The sequence below is a fragment of the Sporosarcina sp. P13 genome, assembly GCF_002743055.1.
GTDB lineage: Bacteria > Bacillota > Bacilli > Bacillales_A > Planococcaceae > Sporosarcina.
Genome location: NZ_PDYM01000016.1, coordinates 23,283 through 46,011, shown reverse-complemented (window position 1 = coordinate 46,011; position 22,729 = coordinate 23,283). Strand labels below are relative to the sequence as shown.

Genomic DNA, 22,729 nt, shown 5'->3' with positions numbered 1-22,729 from the left:
TAGTTAAAAATATAAACTTTTATATTTATCGAATAATTTGTCACCAGGAACGACGCTAGCATCTGACCCCGTTGCCGTTTAGTGGATTTTTACCACTTACAAACCTTCCATATCGTCACTGAACATTTACACTTTACAAAATGTAACAATTCCCCAATTACGGATAACCCACTGTTAGTCAGCAAATCAAAGCCATTGTACGCCCATCGCATAAACAAATCTTCTCAAAATATATCTCCCTTAAAAATTCGATCTTAGAGGGTACAATACTATTCTCGAGTATGTGTTCAAAAGGACCAATTTATTCAGAATCCATTTATTATTAATTTTGATGTTTTCTACTCCATGTGGTTTACTTTATGAAAGAATACTTACATATAAGCGGAGGTTTTTCGAATGAATAATCCAATAGAATACATCAAAGAACATAAACAACAAATTCTTCAAACTTATTCAGAATTACACGCTATCGCAGAACCTAGTCGGGAAGAACAGCAGACCTCCCGCTATTTACAAGAAAAATTAGCTGCGGCTGGTTTACAAGTCACTGCGTATACCAATCATTATGGATTCATTGCTGAAATACCTGGCGAAAAAGAAGGCGTCATTGCGCTACGTGCCGATATGGATGCATTGGTACAAGAAATAGATGGTGTAGTGAAAGCGAACCATTCATGCGGACACGATGCACACAGTACGATGGCACTGTACACGGCATTAGCACTAAGTGAGTCTAGTCCACGACATACGATGAGATTCGTTTTTCAACCAGCCGAAGAAGTAGCAGAAGGTGCATTGCAAATGATGGAGGAAGGCGTCTTAGAAAACGTGATATTTTTAGGTGGCATTCATGTTCGACCGCATATGGAAGTTCCGTTTGGTAAAGCTACACCCGTTATTTTACACGGTTCATCCGCCACGATTGTTGGCTCAATTATTGGAACGCCAGCACATGCAGCTCGACCTGAAGAAGGTAATAATCCAATTGAAGCAGCTAGTTTCCTTATTCAAGCATTACGGCAAATCCGTCTGACAGGCAATAAAAAGTTCTCTATTAAAATCACTGAGCTCCACGGGGGTGAAACGAGTAATTCAATTCCAGAGAGTGCGCGTTTTACATTGGATGTTCGTGCAGAATCAAATGAAACAATGGATGCGCTACTTGAAAAGGCTCGTCACATTATCGAGAATATTGCTGAATTGACAGAGACAAAAATAACGTATGAAGAGGAAGGCTATTCCCCTGCCGCCACGGAAAGCAAAGTAGCAGTCCAATTGGCAGAGCAAGCCATTGGTTCTGTATTAGGAGAAGAAAATATCGATGGTCCTTGTATTTCACAAGGTGCGGAAGACTTCCATTTCTACACGTGGAAAACGCCTGACATTCCTGCAACGATGATTGGTCTAGGCTGTAATTTGAAGCCAGGACTGCATCATCCGCAAATGTCGTTCAATACAGAAGCGTTAGTATACGGTGCTCAAATTCTCACTCAAATGTTACTAAACGCGGATCAAGAACTATGAAAACAATTATCTATCAAGACCATGACCAAATCCTTTCAGGTATGACAATGAAGGATTGCAGTGAGCCTGAGTGCTATAATATGGCACTTCACGCATGTACTTCTGCCGAGCAAGTAATCGGCAACCGAAAACTATTGGCCAGTTTCCTGCAAAGTACGCCCGTTGATTTTGTATTTGCTAATCAAACACATAGTGCGAACTTTCACCGCGTGACGGAGTTAGACCGCGGCAAAGGTATGTTAGAACAAGTTTCTGCAATTGCTGATACAGATGCACTTTATACGTTCGAAACGAATATTGTGCTATGCAGTATGACTGCGGATTGTGTACCCGTAATTTTTCACACTGACAATGTCATTGGCGTTATTCATTCAGGGTGGCAAGGAACTGTGAAAGAAATCACGCCGAAACTGTTACGCCACCTACAAGAAGTTGAAAGCTGTGACTTGAGCCATATGCACGTGCAAATTGGAGCAGCCCTCAGTCAAGAAAAGTTTGAAGTCGATGATGATGTCTATAAAAGGTTTCATACTCTCGGTTATGCAGAAGAATTCATCCGCTACAATGAAGAAACTAACAAATATCATATCGACAATCAACTAACAGTAAAACGACAATGTGAATTAGCTGGGATTCCCGCTACAAACATTACAATTGACCGTACATGCACGTTCCAAAGTCCAGATGGTTTTTCTTATCGAGAGGACAAACAATCCGGTCGTCATGTTAGCTTTATCAAAAGGAAGGCATAAAAAGGTAGACAGGAATATACCGAAATACATTCCTGCCTACCTTTTCTATTACAACTCGTCCTCTTTAGTTGGTTCTTTTACTTCTTTACGCTTTTTCTTAAAATCTAGTTCTTCACCGAACTCCGTATTGTAATTCACATTTCGAATCCGGTCAAAACGATCGTTAGGTTCCTCTTCCCTTTCGACATCAGTGACAATTTCTTCATTTGTTTTGAATAAAAGAGCAATTGTCGCCAATCCACTCAGCCCAACAACAGCATAGACAATCTTTGCGAGGATTGTATTTTGTCCTCCGAATGCAGTTGCCACTATATCAAAGTTAAAAAATCCGATTAACCCCCAATTTAATGCCCCGATAATGACTAACGCCAATGCAAACCTCATAAAACCACTCAATGAACACACCTCCTTTATAGGTCATTGAATCCATGAAAGCTATGTATAGATTCTCTATTATAGTTCACCAAAAGATTCTTTTCATTCATTTTTCTTATGCAATTGTTTAGAGGTAGTTCTAATTTAGCTAGTTAAACTCTAAATTAGAAGACCACTACAAATGAAAGTAGGGATTGTATGAAAATTAATGGTGTTTTTTCAGGCGGCGGATTAAAGGGATTTGCATTAGTGGGTGCTGTTCAGGAATTGGAAAAGCAAGGCTATCATTTTGAAAATGTTGCCGGAACGAGCGCAGGTGCAATAGTAGCATGCTTCTTAGCTGCCGGCTATAGCGCGGATGAAATTGAAATCATGTTAGCTGAAGAGGATTTCGAGTTGCTGCTTGATCCACGCAAGACATTACTGCCGTTTCCATTCATGAAATGGGTCAGTCTTTATTGGAGAATGGGGTTATATAAAGGAGAAGCGCTTGAGGATTGGTTTTTTGATAAACTCGCGCGTAAAGGCTGTTATGCGTTTGGCGACCTACCAAAGGGTTCTTTAAAATTAGTCGCCTCCGATTTAACGAATGGTAAAATGATGGTGTTACCTGATGATCTTGAGAACTACGGCTATGATCCAGATAAATTTTCTATCGCGAAAGCATTGCGCATGAGCTGCGGCATTCCCTACTTTTTTGAACCTGTACGATTGGAAGCGCCAAAAGGAACCATTGTTGTGGATGGCGGTGTACTCAGCAATTTTCCGATGTGGATTTTCGATGATTCACCACAAACAAAAAAGTATCCTTTAATCGGACTCAAGCTAAGTCGCAGTCAAGAAGAAGTACCAGGGCGCTCCATTCATAATGCATTACAATTATTCGAAGCTTTATTTTCCACGATGAAAAATGCACATGACGAAAAATACATTTCACGTACACACGAAAAGAATATAATCTTCATCCCTGTAGAAGATTATAGCGCAACGCAATTTGATATGGACAAAGAACAAATGGAAGAACTCCTAGCAATCGGTCGCAGTCGTACCAAGGAATTCCTGCTAACCTGGTCGCCAACGCAACCCAAACTAGTTGGCCGCCAAAATGTCATCTAAATGAAATATTTGAATTGTACGCAGTTTAAATCCATGTTTTGGCGGGTAAAATTACTAGTGAGGAGGATTGCAATTATGACTAACTTTACTGAATATCTACTCTTCAATCGCGAGCTCGAACTTCTAGTCAACGAATATGACATTGCGCCCGCCGACATAAAAACTTTCATCTTGAAAGATATTCAGTTGCTTGAATTAGCGATCTCCCTTTTAGCTAACGATGTCCAGTGAATAAACATATATAGTAAGTAAATCTTACTTATCTAAATAACTGCTCCATCGTCTGATTTCGCTTCATTCTTTCTTCTTCCGCAGCCAAATCATATTTCTTTAATAGATGAAATACTTCATTCAATGTCTCCTGGGCCTTTGGCTTACTCAAAAACAATTCACCACGCTCCACTAATTCCCCTGGTAAAAATGCTTGCTGTTCTATCAACTTTTGCACCACATCGTTTTGCGTATGATCAATTGTACATTTACTCAATACTACCAACTCCTTTACCCAACACTATATCACAATCTTCAGTGAACTTAAAATGAAGGCTTGTTGCTTATGTTATAAAAGCTACGAGTCTTTTTTCTATCCAAAAATCATCTTTATGTGAAGTACTCTAACTTTGCATTTGGGAAGAACTCATCTATATAATGGTACAGCTTTTCTTTAATTTGATCTTCTTCATCTTTCGGATAAATATATTTTCCGATTCCATACTTACCCCATTTATATCTACGTTTTTCTTCATCCAATTCCAGTTTAGTCTTAGGGTAATTTTTTTCAATTACTTTCTTCGCAGGCTTTGTAAAACGATGCTGAATTAACTCGAATGTTATATCATTCCGTGCATCTTCTGGTAACTCGGCGTCAAGACGTTCAAATAAATGACGATAGCCGTCTTCCCACCCATCGTATAAGTAGATGGGAGCAACGATAAAACCAAGTGGATATCCTGCCGTTGCCACTTTTCCAGCCGCTTCTATTCGTTTATCTAGTGGTGAAGTTCCTGGTTCAAAGTTCTTAATAACGTAATCTGCATTTACGCTAAACCGAAATCGGGTGTTGCCGTTATGCTTAGCATCTAACAAATGGTCGACGAAATGGAACTTCGTAACGAATCGCAAACGCCCTAGCTCTGTTTGACCTATATGCTCAATCGCTCGTTTCAACGAATGAGTCAAATGGTCAATCCCTACAATATCCGATGTACAAGCAGCTTCAAAACGCGTAATTTCTGGTGCCCGCTCTTCTATATACTGATCGGCAGCTTGTAATATCTCTTCTACATTTACATACGTCCGTATATATGGTTTAGTTCCCATTGTCGTTTGTAAATAACAATAATGACAATGCCCCATGCAACCAGTTGCTAATGGTATAGCATATTCAGCGGATGGTTTCGACGTATCAAACTTCAAGGTTTTGCGTATACCTACGACTAGCGTCGACTTTGCTATACGGTATTTCTGAGCATCCGTATCACCGGGTAAATTCCGCACTTGATTATGTGAAGTTGTATAGCGGATTTCAATACCCATTCCTTCAAACGTATTTTTCAACTCTTGCCCTAATGGATACTCCAAAGCACCCGGTTCAAAATAGACCAACTGCGGAATGAAAGGTTTATTCATATCGTTTTTATCTCCTATACATAGTGGATTTACGATAGTGTGGACTTTTCCTTTGATATTATGATGAGCTATTTGATCGAGCAGAAGTAAAGGCCTAAACTATAAAGGTATTTTGAGGGGTGAAAATATACTCTTTTTTAAAAATGGTGAAGATTTGGCTATTGATATTTCCCTATCCCAAATATTATAATGAGCATATAGCGACATAGTCGTTAAATAAGCGTAAATGCAAAGGTGTGTATACTATGGAAAAGAAAGCGATTCCAAATATAGTTGAAGAAGTATTCCCGAAGGTAATCGAATGGAGACGTCATTTACATCAACACCCTGAACTCTCTTTTGAAGAGTATGAAACATCGAAGTATATAGAAGAACAACTAAAAAAGTTTAGTGGAATTGAAATAACTAGACCTACTAAAACTAGTGTCATGGGAAGACTAAAGGGATTAGCTGGCGAAGGTAAAACTATTGCAATGCGCGCTGATATTGATGCTCTTCCTATTCACGAAGATACTGGAGTTGAATTTGAATCACAGGTAGAAGGTAAGATGCATGCATGTGGACATGACGGACATACATCCATACTGCTTGGTACTGCAAAGATTCTTTCTGAAATGAAGGAAACACTTACCGGCGAATTTGTATTTTTATTTCAACATGCTGAAGAACTGCCTCCAGGCGGTGCTCAGGAAATGGTGAAGGCTGGAGTGCTCGACGGTGTAGATTGTATCCTAGGCATGCATTTATGGTCTACTCTGCCAGTAGGTGAGATCCAAGTTACAAAAGGTCCTATGACTTCCGCATCCGATGTCTTTGATATTACAGTAAAAGGTAAGTCTGGCCACGCTTCACAACCAGAGAATGCAATTGACGCACTTGCCATTGGCTCACAAATTGTTTCAAATCTCCAACAAATCGTTTCTAGAGTACTAAGTCCTTTGGAAAGCGGCGTAGTTTCTTGTACACGTTTCCATAGCGGTGAAGCTTACAACGTGATTCCCGACCAAGCAATTATTGGTGGTTCAGTTCGTTCATTATCTAATGATGTAAGGGAAAAAATTAAAACTAGTATAGAAAGTATTAGTACGAATATAGCAAAGGCTCATGGTGCAACTGCTGAACTAGACTATCAATACGGATATGATCCAGTTTTCAATGACATCGATTTGTCGACTGCTGTGTTACAGCATCTTACAGACTTCTTTACTAACGAACGTGTGGAAGAAGTACCACCAGTGCTAGGTGGGGAGGATTTCTCTGCATTTAGTAATATCGTTCCTGGGTGTTATATCGGGGTAGGTGCGATGCAGAAAAGAGATGATGTCTTCTATCCCCATCATCACCCGCGTTTTGAAATTAATGAACAGGCACTTAAAATAGGCATTTCCTACTTTGTTTCAACTGCCATATTTTTAACGAGCCAATACTAAGAGGTGATCATATGTCAAAAAGTCCAGAAGCGGTAAAAACTAAGAATTCATTTTTTGACCGGATGCTTAATCGAATTGAAATTGCCGGTAACAAGCTACCAGACCCAATCGTTTTGTTTGCCATGATGGCTTTAGCTATTCTAATTATTTCAGCAGTATCTTCCTTTTTTAATGTTTCGGCAATTAGCCCCGTTGACGGAAAAGAAATTGTAGCCAAGAATCTCCTTTCTAAAGATGGAATTCTGGAGCTACTGACAGGTATGGTAAAGAACTTCAGTGACTTCCCGCCACTTGGTGCTGTGTTAGTTATTATGTTAGGTGTAGGTCTAGCCGATGAAAGTGGTTATTTTAAAACTTTGATGCGTAGAGCTGTTCTTTCTACACCAAAAAAGATTATCATTCCTATGATTATATTAATAGGTATTATTGGTAACGTGGCTGGAGATGCAACACAAGTCGTCTTGCCACCACTCGCTGCAACAATCCTTATGTCTTTTGGTTTCCATCCATTCGTTGGATTAATAGCTGCTTATGCATCTACACTTGGTGCATTTTCTGCGAACGTGCTAATAGGTATGACTGATACATTAGCTGCTGGCTTTACAGAAATCGGAGCACAGACAGTTGATCCTACTTTTGTAGCAAACCCAGCAATGAACTATTATTTCATTGCGGTCTCAACATTTTTCCTCCTTGTTGTCGGAACATGGGTTACGTATAAATTTACAATTCCGCGCTATGGTGTATTTGAAGGTCAAATACTTGAACATGAACCGATTACACCGCTCGAGAATAAAGGTCTGCGTTGGGCTAATATTTCTGTAGCTGTCGCTGTAGCCATTCTGTTGATTGGTGTAATACCTGTAAACGGATGGTTGCGAAATGCAGAAACAGGTTCTATTATTCAAGGTTCACCACTTATGGCTGCAGTAGTTCCATTAGTTATGATTATGTTCTTGATACCAGGGATTTTTTACGGACTTGGAGCAAAAACAATTACTAGCTCTAAAGACTTTGCACAGCAAATTGGTCGTGCAATGAGCTCGATGGGACCTTATATTGTACTTGTCTTTGTTTCAGCACAGATGCTCGCTTACTTTAATGCTAGTAACTTAGGTGCTATTATTTCTATTAAAGGAGCAAACCTGTTAGACACAGTCGGGTTTAAAGGAATTCCTTTATTTGTTTCTTTCATCTTGTTTGTCGCTGTAATCAATCTACTAGTCGGTAGCGCCTCTGCAAAGTGGGCAATTTTAGCACCAGTCTTTGTACCGATGTTTATGTACTTAGATTACCATCCGGCATTTACACAAATGATGTATCGAATCGGTGACTCTATCACAAATCCAATTACGCCTATGTTCCCGTATTTGGTTCTTATCTTGGCGTTTGCTCAGAAGTTCGATAAGAAAGCAGGTTTAGGAACGTTAATTGCAGGATTATTCCCTTACTCTGTATTCTACGGAGTCTTCTGGATTATCCTGTTAATCACTTGGTATTTACTAGGTATTCCGGTTGGACCAGATGCTCCTATCTTCTTAAGTAAATAATAGTATAAAGTGTCTTTTAGCAAACGCTAAGAGGCACTTGTTTTTTTAATAAGAACAATAAGCTTTCACTTGGTTAAATCTATCATTACAACTGATTTCTTTGCTATACTAATACAAAGATTTAAGGGAGGTATTAGATGTTCAAGGTAGCAATTATAGGCCCCATTGTTTCTGTGGAGCGAATCCAGAGCGTAATCAAAGACTTTCCTTCCCGACTGTCATTCACCTCTTTCATTTATGAGTCCGCTATCGAAACCATTGAAATCGTAAAATCACAATATGACGCATTTGACTACTTTTTATTTTCAGGCCCCATTCCCTATGACTTGGCTACACGAGCAGGAGTAGCTTCAGACAAGTTCTTTTCCATTGTTTTACTGGAAACGGGTTTTTATAAAGCACTACTCAATGTTACCCATCAGGTAAAAAGACCAATCGAGCGTTTAAGTATAGATATTATTAATAATTCAAATATAGCCGATGCATCTCTAAGCCAATTAAATACGTCCGTACAACAAGTTTTTGTGGAAACCTTTGACGCTGCAGTAGATTGCTGGACGTTGTATGAGCATCATATACATTTGTGGGAAGCAGGTAAAATAGATGCTGTTCTGACTTGTTATCCCAATATCATGGATGCTTTAAAGGAAAAGGGAATTCCTTGTGACTGGATTAGTACTACGAAACTTGCAATACAGCACGCTTTGGAGACCATTGATAATCATGCAGAAATTTCTTATTTAAAACAATCTCAAATTGGCGTATGCATGATTCATATTGATAATCTACTATATGAGGATCCAACGAAGTTGTCTTACGATATTCAATTCACTACGTTAAAACTAAATGAAGAGTTATTATTATTAAGTCGTGAAATGAATGGATCATTGTAAGCCCGAAGTATAAAAAACGCACCTTTTCGGTACGCATGATAAATAGCCGTCTATAGCGAGTTTTTAAATCGAATAGGCGGCTCTGATTATGGAGTGTTGCATGTGGATTTGATATGCTTCGACCAAGGTAAATACTGGTCTAGAATCTGAGGATTCTGAAGGTTATCCAGATTTGGCAGATCAGTCAGCAGTTTCTTTAGATACTCGTAGAAGTCGATACCATTGCTTTTGGCCGTCTCTGCGAGACTTAAACAAATAGCGTTTGCTCTAGCGCCAGCCTCACTAACGGAATGCATCCAGTTTTTTCTACCGAGTACATTGGGACGAATGGCATTCTCAGCGGGGTTATTGTCGATTTCAATTCGACCGTCTGACAAAAATGCGCGTAAACCGGCCATTCTTTTTAATGTATATTCAGCTGCCTTTGCGATTGCGCTTTTACCGAAGAAAGGCGATGCATCTATCCATCGGAAAAATTCGTCGACAATCGGTTTCGAGTATTTCATCCGCAATTTACGTCGTTTACTTGGTGAGAAGCGTTTAAACTTACGTTCCAAAAGGTATAACTGATCGCAAAAGTTAACGCCAATTCGACCGTTTTTACTATCCGCTTTTAACCAATACCGTCGAACATGTGCCCAACAGTTGGCGAATGTAACACCTGGAAGATTTCCATAGGCAGAGTATCCATCACATACAATGATTCCCTTATAATTTTGGGTAAAACTTTCTAACTCGTTTCGGCCACGAGATAAGGAGCTTTGAAACAGCGTGATGATCGGACCTTGACTAGGTACCGTGCGGTACACCCAATTATAAGCATTCGTTTGGCCAGACTTCCCATCAGAACGACGTATAATCTGTGCATAAGTCTCATCGACATGTAGCACATTTTTAAACATCATCCATTCTTTCAGTCTATTGTAAATTGGCGATAGCCAATTCTCTGCAGCGCGAATGACCCAGTTTGATAGGTTTTTATCATTCGTTTCCAATCCATGACGGGTCCACTCCTTTATCTGTCGGTAAAGCGGGAGATATTGTACGAATTTGTCATAGATTACTTTAGCGAGTACACTCGGACCTGCGAGACTACGCTGGATAGGTGAATGAGGTGCTTTCCCCCTTTTCATTTGTGTGGGCTGGGAGATGTCTTGTTTACATTTCTTGCATTCATATGTATGCTCTACGTGCTGTACTTTCATCATACGAGCCGGAATGAATTTTGCCTCTTCACGGGCTACTTTACTTCCGATTTCCGTCATTTGAAGTTCGCAACAATCGCACGAAGTGTTTTCGGGATGATGATGAATCACCTCTACTGCTACGTCATCACGCAAAGAGTCATTTCTTTTTTTTGTTGATTTTTTCCGAACCACAGTATAGGTAAGGGTCTCTTGGCTTTGTTCTCCTGTGTGCTCAGGTTCTGTAAAAGAAGAATCATCGTCAAACAAAGATCCTTGCCCATCGGGCGTCTGATACTTGGACTTCTCCGTTTTGGAGCCAAATAACATCTTGGTTAAATGTTGTACCTGTTGCGTAAGCGATTCGATTTGTTTAGACAGTTCTTCATTTTTTTGGTTCGAATGAGCCAATTGCTCTTCTAACAGTTGAATAACTTTATCTACTTGTTTTTTATTCTCAGTAGAAGCCTTTGACATTTCATTCACCACTTTCCGGTCAGTGTCGTTTTTATTAGTATAAAGAGTCCGAATTCAGAAAGAAAGATGAAAATCAAAAACTTCCTTGTGGAGAAGAGCGAATCGCTTTTGGCTGTTGAATCGATAGTCCTTCTAACAGCCAGCGAAGCTCCTGCTGTGATAGATTCCTTACTTCCGGCTCGTTTTTCGGCCACTGCAATTTTCCGCTATCAAATCGTTTATATAACATAGCGAAGCCATCTCCATCAAAGTACAGACATTTATACCGATCCTTACTTCGCCCTGCGAACAAAAAAATAGAGTCACTGTATGGATCCAACTCAAATGAGTCTTGAATGAGGGTCGCAAGACCATCCATCCCTTTACGCATATCCGTTTTCCCACACACGATATAGATATTTTTCACGCTGGTATAATCCTGTTTCATAGATGTTTCAACTCCCTTATGACGGTTTGGATGATGCGATCTTCCAGTCCGTTATAAAAAGAGATTTCTGCGGAACTGGTTTTGATCGTGCACCTGCCGGAGGTAGGCAAAACTTCGTGCTGGAATCTTTCTTCGTGAACAGGTTGGAGTGTTACGGGGACTATCGTTAATTTTTCATGGGACATAAGAAAAGCACCTCCTAAGATTGATACGACCATCGTACCAGGGAGATGCTAGGTTTGAATATGCGTTGTTTGATTGGGGGCTTACGGATCATTTATTAATTTTCGGGAAGGTCAATATATGATTTTTAGTTCTCGTGGTGAAATCATCGATACATTATCCACTCTTCGTGAAGTAATTATACGACTTGAACATACGTGGAATAGAAAAATAACTAGTGGTATCGGTTTTGGTGATTCTGCACTCAAAGCTGAGATGCATGCTAGAAAAGCTCTCCAAATAACACAACGAGAATCTGATGATATTATTTTAATTGACCATGAAGGACAAATTCTTGACTTACCTAAAGAATATTATGATGAAACTTCTGTATTTCATAATATTCATTTGCTTACACGTCTAAAAAAAGAGAATATAAATATTCAACTATTCGATAAGATTCGCCAAGTAATTAAGAAAAAGAATTGGTCTAGTTTCACGGCAAAAGAACTAGCATTAGAACTTAAGATGAGTGATCGTAATGCACAACGAGCATTATTAGCATTAACAAATGCAAAAATCATGAAACGGATTGGCGAAGAAAAGGCTTTCTCTAAGGGAAGACCCAGTAAGCTATACGCATTAGACGACAAGTTTCGATAAGAAATAACTCCACTACTAATCAAGCCGTACGTATTTTGTAGCACGAAATACTTCCGATAGAACTATATTTTGTCCAGTTTGAATAACTTTTTCATCCACCTATTTGTTTTTACACCAATCAATACTCACTATACATTTTGGTAGCTAATCTGAAATAGCGGGAGATGAATAACACATGAAACTACTACGCAAAAGACGCAAATACATTTCTCCACCCGCTCTAATCGCTTTATCTTTTTTATTCACCATCTTAATCGGTACAGTGCTCCTGAAATTACCTTTCGCAACAAAGGTACCGATTACTTGGGTAAATGCCCTTTTCACAGCTACTTCCGCTACAACCGTGACAGGATTGAGTGTATTTGATATCTCTTCCACATTAACTGTATTTGGTGAAGTCGTGCTGCTACTACTAATTCAAATTGGTGGAGTAGGCTTAATGGCTTTCGCCGTAGCGATACTCATCATTCTTGGAAGAAAGGTAGGTATGAAAAACCGTATCTTCATCCAAGAAACGTTTAGTTACCAGTCCATAGGAGGTACCGTTAAATTCCTTCGTGAAATTCTACTGTTTGTTTTTATCACAGAAGGCATTGCGTTTATTGCATTATCAATCTTTTGGGTACCTGAGTTTGGATGGAAAGACGGCTTATACTACAGTGTATTTCATGTTGTCTCTGCGTTTAATAATGCTGGGTTTTTCCTGTTCCCAGATAATCTCATGCCGTTCGCTGGTAATCCAGAGGTTATTATCATCTTATCCGGATTATTCGTCATCGGTGGAATCGGTTTTGTCGTAGTAATGGATGTTATACAAAAGAAGTCGATTCGGCAATGGACACTTCATACAAAAGTTATGATTTATGGCACACTTATATTGAATGCAATGACTACGCTATTTTTGCTTATCATGGAATTCCATAATCATAAAACCATTGGGGATCTGAGCTTTTTGGATAAAGTGTGGACGTCTTACTTCCAATCCGTATCCCCAAGAACAGCTGGTTTCAATATGGTCGCAATGAGTGATATGGAAGAATCCTCCTTACTACTTACCCTTTTGCTGATGTTCATCGGAGGAGGTAGCGCATCAACCGCTTCCGGTATTAAACTAACAACATTCATCATTATCTTATTAACTACTCTTTCTTATTTCAGAGGTATTAGTGAACCACATATGTTCAATCGGACGATTAAAACAGAAATCATCTTTCGTTCCATGGCTGTTGCGGCTGTAAGCTCAGGCGTGATCTTTGTCGCTTTATTTTTATTAACAATGACAGAAAAAATGCCTTTTCTTCCACTACTCTTCGAAACCGTCTCAGCGTTCGGAACCGTTGGGCTGTCATTAGGCATTACTAGTGACCTAAGCCCTGTCGGTGAAATCATTATTTGTCTCGTAATGTTCTTGGGACGCATCGGCCCCTTAACATTATTCTTTCTATTAATCCGTACCAAAAAAGAGTCGTATCATTATTCATACGACCACGTGCATACAGGATGATTAAAGATGAAGTGTCTGAGACAAACAGACACTTTTTTGCTTGGTACAGTATAATAGATCTAATAAAAACAGCCCACTCGACTAATTTGTCGAATAGGCTGTGTTTATGTCCCACAATACGTTTGATAAGAAGTCTTGTCTTCTGGTGGATTCACATACTCTTCTTGCTCCACCGTATACGCATACGGATTCTCAAGTACGTCTAGCAACTTGACGAATGGTGTTAGATTACCACTTCCTGCAGCTTCTAAAGCTTCTTCCACGTAATAATTTCTTGGAATAACGGAAGGATTATGCTGTTTCATCAGCTTCTCTACCGCTTCTTTATCATTCGGCTGACGTTTTAATCTAGCGGCCCAACGTTCTTTCCATTCCATAAAGTCAGCAGTACTGAATATGTTCTCCGCTTGTCCTAATGTCAATGAACGGAACGTATTTGTATAATCTGCCTGCTGATCTTTCATAATGTCCAGTAAATCCTTCACTAACGTTTCATCTTGTTCTTCTTCATTGAATAGACCAAGTTTCGCGCGCATCCCACTCATCCATTCAGTTACATACAACCTGGCAAATTCAGAAAGCTTACTCTCCGCGAGTTTCACAGCCTCGTCCTTATCTTCATGCAATAATGGTAAAAGTGTTTCAGCGAATCGAGTCAAATTCCATTCCGCGATACCTGGCTGATTACGATAAGAATATCTTCCTTGCACATCAATTGAGCTAAAGACCGTCGCTGGATCATAGCTATCCATAAATGCACACGGGCCATAATCAATCGTTTCACCGCTAATCGTCATATTGTCAGTATTCATTACGCCATGGATGAACCCTACCAACTGCCACTTCGCAATGAGCGAAGCTTGACGCGCGATTACTTCTTCCAACAACGATAAATAAGATTGTTCTTCAGCAGCAGATTTTGGCGTATGACGCTTGATCGCATAATCAGCCAATGCCTGCAAGTCTTCAACGACTTTACGCGCAGCAGCGTATTGAAAAGTGCCTACACGTAGATGACTTGATGCTACTCTTGTCAGCACTGCCCCTGTTAACGGTTTTTCTCGCAGTACGGGTTCACCCGTCACAGCCACAGCCAAACTACGTGTAGTCGGAATACCAAGTCCATGCATTGCTTCACTAATGATATATTCGCGCAACATCGGCCCAAGCGCCGCACGACCGTCTCCTCCACGCGAATAAGGAGTCCTTCCAGAACCTTTCAGCTGAATGTCCACTCGGTTCCCTTCTTTAGTAACCTGCTCACCAAGAAGCATTGCGCGTCCGTCACCGAGCATTGTAAAATTACCGAATTGATGACCCGCATAAGCTTGCGCAATTGGCTCCAGCCCTTCTAAGCGTTCATTGCCTGCAAATACAGCGGCAAATTCTGTTGACTTCAATTGCTTAGCATCCAGACCAAGCGAAATTGCAAGCTTGTCATTGACTACGACAAGTTGTGGAGAACTAACAATATTCGGTCTTACCACAGTATAAAAAACTTCTGGTAACTCACGGAAGCTACATTCTACATTCCAACCTATCGGGTTTTTATTTTTCATACGTTCTCCTTTCATTTCATATAATAAACATTATGCCTATTTCTATGCCCCTTGATACCGAAGTAGATGTCTATTCATGGCAAAAGGCAAGTACTACTGATAAAGTATGAACCGTGGCTTTTCTATGACTTTTAGCACTTATTTAGCAAGTGAAAAGCCCTTCCCCAAAATTTCAGATGCATTTAAAAATACGACAAATGAATGCGGCTCTTCTTCCTGTAGTACTCTTTTCAAATAAATTGCTTCTTGTTGCTCTACTACACATAAAATCATTGTTTTCTCTTGATTAGAAAAACCGCCAACCGATCGAACTTTTGTCAGCCCTCGATCAATTTCTTCCTTAATAATCGTCTGAATTCTTTCTTCCTGTTCAGTAATAATTAGTACCAGTTTTGAAGGAGATGTTTGTAATTGCACAAAGTCGATTACTTTACTCGTTACAAAAATGGCCATCATCGCAAAAAGGGCTAATTCAAGATTGAACACTACCGCGGAAGCGACGACAACCATACCATCGACGAGTAGTTGGGCATAGCCACTAGACAAACCCGAATATTTCTTAACAATTTGCGCAACCGTTGCGAGACCTCCCGTAGAGCCGTTCCCACGATAAACAATACCGAGCCCCACTCCTAGTAGTATCCCCCCATAGATTGCTGATAACAGCGGATTATCTATCGTAAACGGGATATCAGCACTCGCCCAAATAGTAAATGGTACAAAAAATGTACCTACTAATGTTTTGAGGCTAAACTCTTTTCCAAGCAATGCGAATCCAAGGAAAAAAACCGGGATATTAATTAGCCATTGTATAAACGCTGGTTCAAATCCATACAGTTCATACAAAATTGTACTAATTCCCGATACACCACCTGCTGCAAGCCTAGCAGGTAAGAAAAATATATTAAAGGCTAAGCCCACAAATATTGAGCCAATCATAACCCAACTATACTCTATAAGTAACTTTCTCTTCGTTGTCTGGATCTTCACGTGAAATTCCGTCCTTTCTTAGTAGACGCGCCTTTGTCATTTTACATCATATTTCGTAGATTGACATCATTTCTTGATCCCCTACCAATTCCCCGTTTTAATATGCAAAACCCGTGAGAATGCAACTACGCAATCTCACGGGTTTTAAGCTTCTATTAAATAATCATACAATTTACTTTCAACTGCATGCTCCATCAGCATATTCATATGAACAACAGGCAATCTCTTGCCTTTACTGTCGAGCATACGATCTTCAGCTACACTTTGTTGGTCTGGGAATCCCTTACCCAAGTAATAGAAATCCGTGCCCTCGTCATCATCTTTCTTTACAAATAGATGAATATCAATATTTTGTTGCTTGGCACGAATAATTGTTTGTACTTCTTTGGATTGAAGTGTGCGATTGCTACGTGTATACCACTTGAATAACTCCGGGTTAATGAATTTATCACCATAATCTACACTCGACTCTACTTCACCGTGCTTATGATACGTAACGAAGACAGGACATGTACCATGTTTCGTTTTATAGCCGTACATCGTGGAACTCTCGTCTGCTTGCCAGTTTAGCAACTTGCATACATCTTTACGTGAATACTTTGCATGCAATGTCAGTGGTTGTGCACAATCATAATTCTTCGCCTTTTCACGCGCACAACATAAAATATCAGTTAGTAAAAATGCTGCATAAGAATCATTGTCTAGACTTCGTCGAATCGAATCATTAAATGTAAATACTTTATTACTATCCATATTAATAATAGCATTGTCACCATATTTTTTTCGTGCATTTTGTGTATAAAATGACAAATCATATATACGTCGTACAGATGCAATCGTATCCGAATCTACATGACACCCGCGTAACTGGAGTTGTTCTATGAACTCGTCCACATGTACACTTCCCTTAGCTATTAATAACTCTGCTAGCACGATTTCATGCACTCGTTTACCATTCATCAACTCTAACGAGAACATCGTCAATACTTGGCTTTCATAAGGTGTGATCATTGGTGTTTCTTCTTTCAACCGCAATAGGAAATTGAAATAGTTATTGTGCTTTTCTACAATAACGACCGGATCAATAGAATGCTGTTCTACAAAGTCATATAGATAAGGAACTCTGCCTAATTTATTTTTCAAATCCCGATATGCATCACGCAAGACTTTCAAGGATGTCAGATTACTACTGCTAATTGCGCTAAAGATCCGCTTTTGAGCAATATCTTCAAAGTTTATAGTCGAGATGCCTTTAATATAACTAGTATCCTTCGTATATCGACGAACATTGTCTTTATTCATCGATCGGTCACCCGACAATGCTATAGGAATCAAATAGTTATTCGCATAGTTACCGATAAAATCGATCACAGTTACGAATGGTTTTCCTGCATACTTTCGTAATCCACGACCCAATTGTTGAATAAAGATAATGCTAGACTGAGTCTGCCTTAACATCACCACTTGATTAATACTAGGAATATCAATGCCTTCGTTAAAAATATCGACTGTTAAGATATACTCTAATTCCCCATTTTCCAACTGTTGCACTCTAGTCATACGCTCTTCGTTTGAATCATCACCAGTCAAAGCGACCGTTTTATAGCCACGCATATTTAGCTCTTCAGACAACATCCGAGCTTCTTCTTTTCGACTACAAAACATAAGTCCTTTCACTTTGTCTCCCGCATGACTATAGTACGTAATTTTATCAATGATATGCCCTACACGTTCACTCGTTACTAATTTGGAGAGTACCGTATGGTCACCTATCAACTCGCCATCCATTTCAAAGTCTGTTACGCCAAAATAGTGGAACGGACAAAGCATGTCTTCTTCCAATGCTTCTTGTAAGCGAATTTCATAAGCAATATTATAATCAAATAGCTCATAAATATTAAAGTCATCTGTCCGTTCAGGTGTAGCAGTCATTCCTAGTAAAAACTTCGGTTGGAAATGATTGATTACTCTTAAATAGCTAGCGGCTCCCGCTTTATGTACTTCATCAATTAATATATAATCAAAAGCTTTTGGGTCGAATTCTTCAAGATTACCTGGCTTTGATAATGTTTGGATACTTGCAAATACATACCTTTTATCCGCTTGTCGATTTGAACCGACATACAACCCGAAATCTTCTTCAATCCCGCCTAGAACCCGTTTAAAGTCTTCCTTAGCTTTTTTCAAGATTTGTTCACGATGTACGATGAAAAGCATTCGCTCAGGTGCGACTCTCCGTACATCAAAAGCAGATAAATAGGTTTTACCTGTACCCGTTGCAGAAATGACCAAGCCTTTGTCATGACCTTTCTCACGTACAGCGTCTATTTTAGATAGTGCCGCCTGCTGCATTTTATTTGGGGTAACTTCCAGGGCTCTTTCAATAGCATTCGTTTGGTAGGCTGAGGGATGTTCCAGCACTTGACTAGCCATCGTACGCTCTGCATTGGCTTGATAACCGACTTCGTACTGCGCAATCCAAGTCTCTGTCAGTATATTGGCATCACTCCACACTTCTTCAAACTGGTCTTTGAAATGGTAGACAATTTCCCCGTTGCTATGAGATGTTAATTTGACGTTCCACTCATAGTTCACTTGTAAAGCATGCGCCGTTAAGTTGGAACTCCCCACAATTAATGAATACTGATCTGCTTGCTGAAATATATAACCTTTCGAATGAAAACCTTCTTTTTGTGTCAGTCGAACTTCAACGTTAGGAATTTTAAGTAGTTCACGAAATACCTTTGGTTGATTAAAATAAAGATAGGTGGACGTAATAATTCTCCCCGTTACACCCCGTTGATGTAAATCATAGAATAATGATTTTAGTGTAGCTAGACCACTTTCTGTTATAAATGCAACAGAAAAGAAAAACTGCTCGCAATGTCGAAGTTCATCCTGAATAGACGATAGTACAGTTTTATTTTGTATTGAACTATTCACTAGTAATTCAGGCTTATAACTACCACTAGTCGCGCCCGCTTTATCTACAAACCCCTTATGTAATGACGCCTCTAATTGTCGAATAAAATCTCCCATTCCATACCCGCCCTTCTATCGTTTAACCAGCTTCTCGATCGCTGGAATATCAGCAGGTGCCCAATCCAATTCAGCTAATTGTTCTCTAGGGATCCATCGTAATTCCGCATGTTCCGTAGCGATAGGGGTCCCCTCGACAATCGTCGCCATAAACGTCTCTAAACGAACAATCACTTTTTCATATTCATATGTAGTATCTTCCACTGCATCTTGCACACGAATCACACATTCTAGTTCTTCTTGTATTTCACGTTGAAGAGCCTTCTCTGGCGTTTCTCCTTGTTCAATCTTGCCCCCCGGAAACTCCCAATAGTTAGGAAGCGTCATCTTTGGACTACGAAGAGCGGATAAGATTTCTCCCTTATCATTTTCAATCACAGCCCCTACTACATGTACACTTTTCTTCATATACTTAACCTCCATTTCATGATTAACCATTTTGGATCCATTATACCACCCTCTGGAAATAAAGCAGCATCGATAGTTTTCCACTGAATACCTAGAAAACATTGCAACTTATTGTAAAGTAGGAATATTTAATAACTGCACTAATAGAATTTCAGTAAAAGGGATTAAGCTTTAAAACAGCTAAACCGGTTTGTTTACTTGAATACTTATATTTCCACCACCTATATCCTCACGGTGACAGTCAGTGTTCTCGACAATATTTTACCCATTTGGGAAACGACGATAATAAAAAAGCGCAAAGGAGAAAGCCACGGCCTTCTTTCCTTTGCGTTAAATAATTATTCAAGATTAGCACATGTTATCATACTGTACCCTATCCATACTACTACAAAAACTTATCGTGATGTATTTAAATTAGCTTTGCCGTCAGAATTAATTAAATTATTGCATCGCGGCACAATACTATATACGCAATTTTTTTATACCTTTGTATTAAATGATATAATAACTGACCCCTAAATATTATTAGAAATTGATGCTTTCAAAAATACCAGATTCACTATATTCTAAACCTACAAATCCCACAATGTCAGGAAGGTTTAGACAATGCAAAAGACACATCACTATACGGCTCAACGGACAAAGACGTTCGACTTAATACTGACTTCAATGCTTGCTTCACTCGTGTTTGTCGCAACACTTTTACTTAATATTAAGCTCCCGCTAGGAAATGGCGGACTGATCCACCTTGGTACATCAATGTTATTTATTGTATCTATTTTATTCGGCCCTAAGAAAGGGATGATTGCAGGGGCAGTTGGAATGGGTTTGTTTGATCTTGTCAGCGGCTGGGCGTTATGGGCACCAATCACTATCATAACCCGCGGATTGCAAGGCTATATTGTAGGAAAGATTGCCTGGTCGAATGGCCGGAAAGGAACAAGTTTCAAGTTCAACTTACTGGCAATGCTAGTTTCAATTCCATTTACCATTGCGGGCTATTACATTGGTGAAAGCATTCTTTACAACAGCTTGATTATCCCGCTCGCCTCCATCCCAGGTGACCTTATTCAATGTGCAGTAGGTATCGCCATTGCCATTCCGGTTTGCGCGATGCTGAAGAAAACTTCTATGTTTAAATAAGTCAGAGCACCAGTGCAAGTCAGCGCTGGTGCTCTTTATTTCAATCAACCATTTTCTTGCGATAGATGACGCGTGTCACAAGGAATAGTACAATAAAGCGTCGGAAGAAAAGATCCGAGTGATCCGAGATTGGAGCTACAGGGATGGAAATTCCACTCACCATATTTAAAACCAGTAGAATAAATCATCAAAAAAGCTCTGTTACAATATGAATCGTAACAGAGCTTTTGATTTGCTAATTAACTATGAACGATTTCTTTTTCAACCAATTCAAGCGTATTAGCTGTTGAAGCATGAACTTCTTTAAGAAGCTCAGGATTGTCTGCTAACTGCTTGCCGTAAGAAGGAATCATTTCTTTCAATTTCGGTTCCCAGTCGTTTACTTGCTCTGGGAAACATTTATTCAACAAGTCCAACATAACCGCAACGGCTGTAGAAGCACCCGGAGAAGCGCCTAATAATGCTGCAATTGAACCGTCTGCATCCGTTACTAATTCAGTACCGAACTGAAGTGTACCTTTGCCGTTCGCAGTATCTTTAATAACTTGTACACGTTGACCGGCTGTCCATAGTTCCCAATCTTCGCTTTTTGCATCGGGAATGAAATCGCGAAGTTCGTCCATGCGCTGCTCTTTCGTTTGTACAACTTGCTCTATTAAGTATTTAGTCAATGACATGTTTTTTGCACCACATGCAAGCATAGTTGTTAAGTTATTTGGTTTTACCGTGCTGATCAAATCAAACATTGAACCCGTTTTCAAGAACTTTGGAGAGAAGCCTGCAAACGGTCCAAATAACAAGGATTTTTCATTATCGATATAGCGTGTGTCTAAGTGTGGAACCGACATTGGCGGCGCACCGACTTTAGCTTTTCCGTAAACTTTTGCATGGTGTTTTGCAATAACATCTGGATTTTTACAGATCATGAAAATACCACTGATCGGGAATCCACCAATATGCTTACTTTCAGGAATACCTGTTTTTTGTAGTAATGGAAGACTTCCGCCACCACCACCAATGAAAACAAATTTCGCTTTATGATATTCGAGCTTACCGTCTTTATTATTCTTTATTTTTAATTCCCATTCGCCATCACTTGTGCGTTTGATATCCTCTACTTGATGGCCGTAGTTGATTTCAATATTTGACTTTTGCATATGCTCAATTAGCATGCGAGTCAATGCACCAAAGTTTACGTCTGTTCCTGAATCGATTTTAGTTGCTGCAATCGCTTCACCCAACTGACGGTCTTTCATGATTAGCGGAATCCACTCTTTTAGTTTTTCCGCGTCATCGGAATATTCCATTCCTTCGAACAGCGGATTCGCTATCATTGCTTCAAAGCGCTTTTTCAAGTATCTCACGTTTTCCTCGCCTTGAACTAAGCTCATATGTGGGAGTGGCATAATGAACTGACTTGGATTTTCTATTAATTTCTTTTCAACTAGATGAGACCAAAACTGCATAGATAATTGAAATTGTTCATTTACCTTTGTAGCTTTAGTAATGTCAATTGAACCATCTGCTTTTTCAGAAGTATAGTTCAGTTCACATAACGCTGCGTGTCCAGTTCCGGCATTGTTAAGCTCGTGTGAACTTTCTTCTCCTGCTTTGTCTAGCTTCTCGAACAATGAGATTTTCCAATCAGGTGCCAGTTCTTTCAGCATTGTTCCCAACGTTGCGCTCATAATTCCGGCACCAATTAAGATAACATCTGATTTAGTTTGTATATTACTCATTTTGACCTTCCTTATATGTGAAATTTACAGAAACGTAAATGTTCCTAAATAAGTCGTCACAGCAAACATGGCGCAAACTAGGAGCAATCTTTTCTGTCTCAGTTGACCATACTTCTACTAACATCTTTTTTAGTATACAACAAATATACCTAGTATTAAAGGGAG

General features: G+C 39.5%; 20 protein-coding genes. 10 read left to right on the top strand and 10 right to left on the bottom strand.

The window, feature by feature from the left end; translation table 11 throughout:
- Positions 1-396: 396 nt before the first annotated feature.
- Together CSV79_RS09240 and CSV79_RS09235 are read left to right on the top strand one after the other, a co-directional pair.
- Positions 397-1,524: an amidohydrolase gene (locus tag CSV79_RS09240; RefSeq protein ID WP_099688763.1), complete on the top strand. Its 1,128-nt coding sequence runs from the start codon at positions 397-399 to the stop codon at positions 1,522-1,524.
- A complete protein-coding gene (locus tag CSV79_RS09235; protein ID WP_099688762.1) occupies positions 1,521-2,276 on the top strand; it encodes a purine nucleoside phosphorylase YfiH/LACC1 family protein in 756 nt (251 codons plus the stop codon). Before CSV79_RS09240 ends, CSV79_RS09235 begins: the two co-directional genes overlap by 4 nt.
- A gap of 48 nt (positions 2,277-2,324) precedes the next feature.
- On the opposite strand, the gene CSV79_RS09230 is transcribed toward CSV79_RS09235, so the two are convergent.
- Positions 2,325-2,672, bottom strand: coding sequence for a DUF378 domain-containing protein (locus tag CSV79_RS09230; RefSeq protein WP_099688761.1), 348 nt, complete (start codon positions 2,670-2,672; stop codon positions 2,325-2,327).
- Positions 2,673-2,849: 177 nt separating this feature from the next.
- Between CSV79_RS09230 and CSV79_RS09225 the strand changes: the two genes are divergently transcribed.
- Together CSV79_RS09225 and CSV79_RS16810 are read left to right on the top strand one after the other, a co-directional pair.
- Positions 2,850-3,767, top strand: a complete 918-nt coding sequence (locus CSV79_RS09225; RefSeq protein WP_099688760.1) for a patatin-like phospholipase family protein — start codon at positions 2,850-2,852, stop codon at positions 3,765-3,767.
- A gap of 75 nt (positions 3,768-3,842) precedes the next feature.
- Entirely contained in the window at positions 3,843-3,998 is a 156-nt protein-coding gene (locus CSV79_RS16810; RefSeq protein ID WP_158232502.1) for a hypothetical protein, read from the top strand.
- Between the two features lie 28 nt (positions 3,999-4,026).
- On the opposite strand, the gene CSV79_RS09220 is transcribed toward CSV79_RS16810, so the two are convergent.
- Both CSV79_RS09220 and splB read right to left on the bottom strand, forming a co-directional pair.
- On the bottom strand, positions 4,027-4,254 hold the full coding sequence (locus CSV79_RS09220; RefSeq protein WP_099688759.1) for a group-specific protein: 228 nt from the start codon (positions 4,252-4,254) through the stop codon (positions 4,027-4,029).
- A 113-nt stretch (positions 4,255-4,367) separates the two neighbouring features.
- Positions 4,368-5,396 carry a spore photoproduct lyase gene (gene splB, locus CSV79_RS09215; RefSeq protein WP_099688758.1) on the bottom strand — a complete coding sequence of 343 codons (1,029 nt, stop codon included), beginning with the start codon at positions 5,394-5,396 and terminating at the stop codon, positions 4,368-4,370.
- 245 nt (positions 5,397-5,641) lie between these two features.
- On the opposite strand from splB, the gene CSV79_RS09210 reads away from it, so the two are divergent.
- From CSV79_RS09210 to CSV79_RS09200, 3 genes are all read left to right on the top strand, one after another.
- Entirely contained in the window at positions 5,642-6,826 is a 1,185-nt protein-coding gene (locus CSV79_RS09210; protein WP_099688757.1) for a M20 metallopeptidase family protein, read from the top strand.
- Positions 6,827-6,837: 11 nt separating this feature from the next.
- Positions 6,838-8,376 (top strand): AbgT family transporter, encoded by a 1,539-nt coding sequence (locus CSV79_RS09205; RefSeq protein ID WP_099688756.1) that lies wholly within the window; start codon positions 6,838-6,840, stop codon positions 8,374-8,376.
- 137 nt (positions 8,377-8,513) lie between these two features.
- On the top strand, positions 8,514-9,269 hold the full coding sequence (locus tag CSV79_RS09200) for a hypothetical protein (RefSeq protein ID WP_099688755.1): 756 nt from the start codon (positions 8,514-8,516) through the stop codon (positions 9,267-9,269).
- A gap of 86 nt (positions 9,270-9,355) precedes the next feature.
- On the opposite strand, the gene tnpC is transcribed toward CSV79_RS09200, so the two are convergent.
- Both tnpC and tnpB read right to left on the bottom strand, forming a co-directional pair.
- Positions 9,356-10,930, bottom strand: a complete 1,575-nt coding sequence (tnpC, locus tag CSV79_RS09195; RefSeq protein WP_099688754.1) for an IS66 family transposase — start codon at positions 10,928-10,930, stop codon at positions 9,356-9,358.
- A 73-nt stretch (positions 10,931-11,003) separates the two neighbouring features.
- On the bottom strand, positions 11,004-11,357 hold the full coding sequence (gene tnpB, locus CSV79_RS09190) for an IS66 family insertion sequence element accessory protein TnpB (RefSeq protein WP_099688753.1): 354 nt from the start codon (positions 11,355-11,357) through the stop codon (positions 11,004-11,006).
- 303 nt (positions 11,358-11,660) lie between these two features.
- Between tnpB and CSV79_RS09180 the strand changes: the two genes are divergently transcribed.
- Both CSV79_RS09180 and CSV79_RS09175 read left to right on the top strand, forming a co-directional pair.
- Entirely contained in the window at positions 11,661-12,182 is a 522-nt protein-coding gene (locus tag CSV79_RS09180; RefSeq protein ID WP_099688751.1) for a hypothetical protein, read from the top strand.
- 175 nt (positions 12,183-12,357) lie between these two features.
- The gene (locus CSV79_RS09175) at positions 12,358-13,686 is read left to right on the top strand and encodes a TrkH family potassium uptake protein (RefSeq protein WP_099688750.1); all 1,329 of its coding nucleotides are present in this window, start codon (positions 12,358-12,360) and stop codon (positions 13,684-13,686) included.
- Between the two features lie 104 nt (positions 13,687-13,790).
- Here the strand turns inward: CSV79_RS09175 and CSV79_RS09170 are convergent, their stop codons facing one another.
- From CSV79_RS09170 to CSV79_RS09155, 4 genes are all read right to left on the bottom strand, one after another.
- Positions 13,791-15,245, bottom strand: coding sequence for a protein adenylyltransferase SelO (locus tag CSV79_RS09170; protein ID WP_099688749.1), 1,455 nt, complete (start codon positions 15,243-15,245; stop codon positions 13,791-13,793).
- Between the two features lie 138 nt (positions 15,246-15,383).
- Positions 15,384-16,184, bottom strand: a complete 801-nt coding sequence (locus CSV79_RS09165; RefSeq protein ID WP_099688784.1) for a YitT family protein — start codon at positions 16,182-16,184, stop codon at positions 15,384-15,386.
- A gap of 195 nt (positions 16,185-16,379) precedes the next feature.
- Positions 16,380-19,274 (bottom strand): DEAD/DEAH box helicase, encoded by a 2,895-nt coding sequence (locus CSV79_RS09160; protein WP_099688748.1) that lies wholly within the window; start codon positions 19,272-19,274, stop codon positions 16,380-16,382.
- 15 nt (positions 19,275-19,289) lie between these two features.
- On the bottom strand, positions 19,290-19,682 hold the full coding sequence (locus tag CSV79_RS09155) for a (deoxy)nucleoside triphosphate pyrophosphohydrolase (protein ID WP_099688747.1): 393 nt from the start codon (positions 19,680-19,682) through the stop codon (positions 19,290-19,292).
- 606 nt (positions 19,683-20,288) lie between these two features.
- Here CSV79_RS09155 and CSV79_RS09150 point away from each other — a divergent pair.
- Positions 20,289-20,825 carry an ECF transporter S component gene (locus tag CSV79_RS09150; protein ID WP_099688746.1) on the top strand — a complete coding sequence of 179 codons (537 nt, stop codon included), beginning with the start codon at positions 20,289-20,291 and terminating at the stop codon, positions 20,823-20,825.
- A gap of 239 nt (positions 20,826-21,064) precedes the next feature.
- On the opposite strand, the gene CSV79_RS09145 is transcribed toward CSV79_RS09150, so the two are convergent.
- Complete coding sequence (locus CSV79_RS09145; RefSeq protein ID WP_099688745.1) at positions 21,065-22,564, bottom strand: malate:quinone oxidoreductase; 1,500 nt, start codon at positions 22,562-22,564, stop codon at positions 21,065-21,067.
- Positions 22,565-22,729 lie beyond the last annotated feature (165 nt).

Bases quoted from the DNA above. Each gene is read 5' to 3' on its own strand.
- tnpC (WP_099688754.1), bottom strand. From the start codon at position 10,930: ATGTCAAAGGCTTCTACTGAGAATAAAAAACAAGTAGATAAAGTTATT.
- CSV79_RS09150 (WP_099688746.1), top strand. From the start codon at position 20,289: ATGCAAAAGACACATCACTATACGGCTCAACGGACAAAGACGTTCGAC.
- splB (WP_099688758.1), bottom strand. From the start codon at position 5,396: ATGAATAAACCTTTCATTCCGCAGTTGGTCTATTTTGAACCGGGTGCT.
- CSV79_RS09205 (WP_099688756.1), top strand. From the start codon at position 6,838: ATGTCAAAAAGTCCAGAAGCGGTAAAAACTAAGAATTCATTTTTTGAC.
- CSV79_RS09210 (WP_099688757.1), top strand. From the start codon at position 5,642: ATGGAAAAGAAAGCGATTCCAAATATAGTTGAAGAAGTATTCCCGAAG.
- CSV79_RS09160 (WP_099688748.1), bottom strand. From the start codon at position 19,274: ATGGGAGATTTTATTCGACAATTAGAGGCGTCATTACATAAGGGGTTT.
- CSV79_RS09200 (WP_099688755.1), top strand. From the start codon at position 8,514: ATGTTCAAGGTAGCAATTATAGGCCCCATTGTTTCTGTGGAGCGAATC.
- CSV79_RS09170 (WP_099688749.1), bottom strand. From the start codon at position 15,245: ATGAAAAATAAAAACCCGATAGGTTGGAATGTAGAATGTAGCTTCCGT.
- CSV79_RS09155 (WP_099688747.1), bottom strand. From the start codon at position 19,682: ATGAAGAAAAGTGTACATGTAGTAGGGGCTGTGATTGAAAATGATAAG.
- CSV79_RS09165 (WP_099688784.1), bottom strand. From the start codon at position 16,184: ATGATTGGCTCAATATTTGTGGGCTTAGCCTTTAATATATTTTTCTTA.
- CSV79_RS09235 (WP_099688762.1), top strand. From the start codon at position 1,521: ATGAAAACAATTATCTATCAAGACCATGACCAAATCCTTTCAGGTATG.
- tnpB (WP_099688753.1), bottom strand. From the start codon at position 11,357: ATGAAACAGGATTATACCAGCGTGAAAAATATCTATATCGTGTGTGGG.
- CSV79_RS09175 (WP_099688750.1), top strand. From the start codon at position 12,358: ATGAAACTACTACGCAAAAGACGCAAATACATTTCTCCACCCGCTCTA.
- CSV79_RS09240 (WP_099688763.1), top strand. From the start codon at position 397: ATGAATAATCCAATAGAATACATCAAAGAACATAAACAACAAATTCTT.
- CSV79_RS16810 (WP_158232502.1), top strand. From the start codon at position 3,843: ATGACTAACTTTACTGAATATCTACTCTTCAATCGCGAGCTCGAACTT.
- CSV79_RS09145 (WP_099688745.1), bottom strand. From the start codon at position 22,564: ATGAGTAATATACAAACTAAATCAGATGTTATCTTAATTGGTGCCGGA.
- CSV79_RS09180 (WP_099688751.1), top strand. From the start codon at position 11,661: ATGATTTTTAGTTCTCGTGGTGAAATCATCGATACATTATCCACTCTT.
- CSV79_RS09225 (WP_099688760.1), top strand. From the start codon at position 2,850: ATGAAAATTAATGGTGTTTTTTCAGGCGGCGGATTAAAGGGATTTGCA.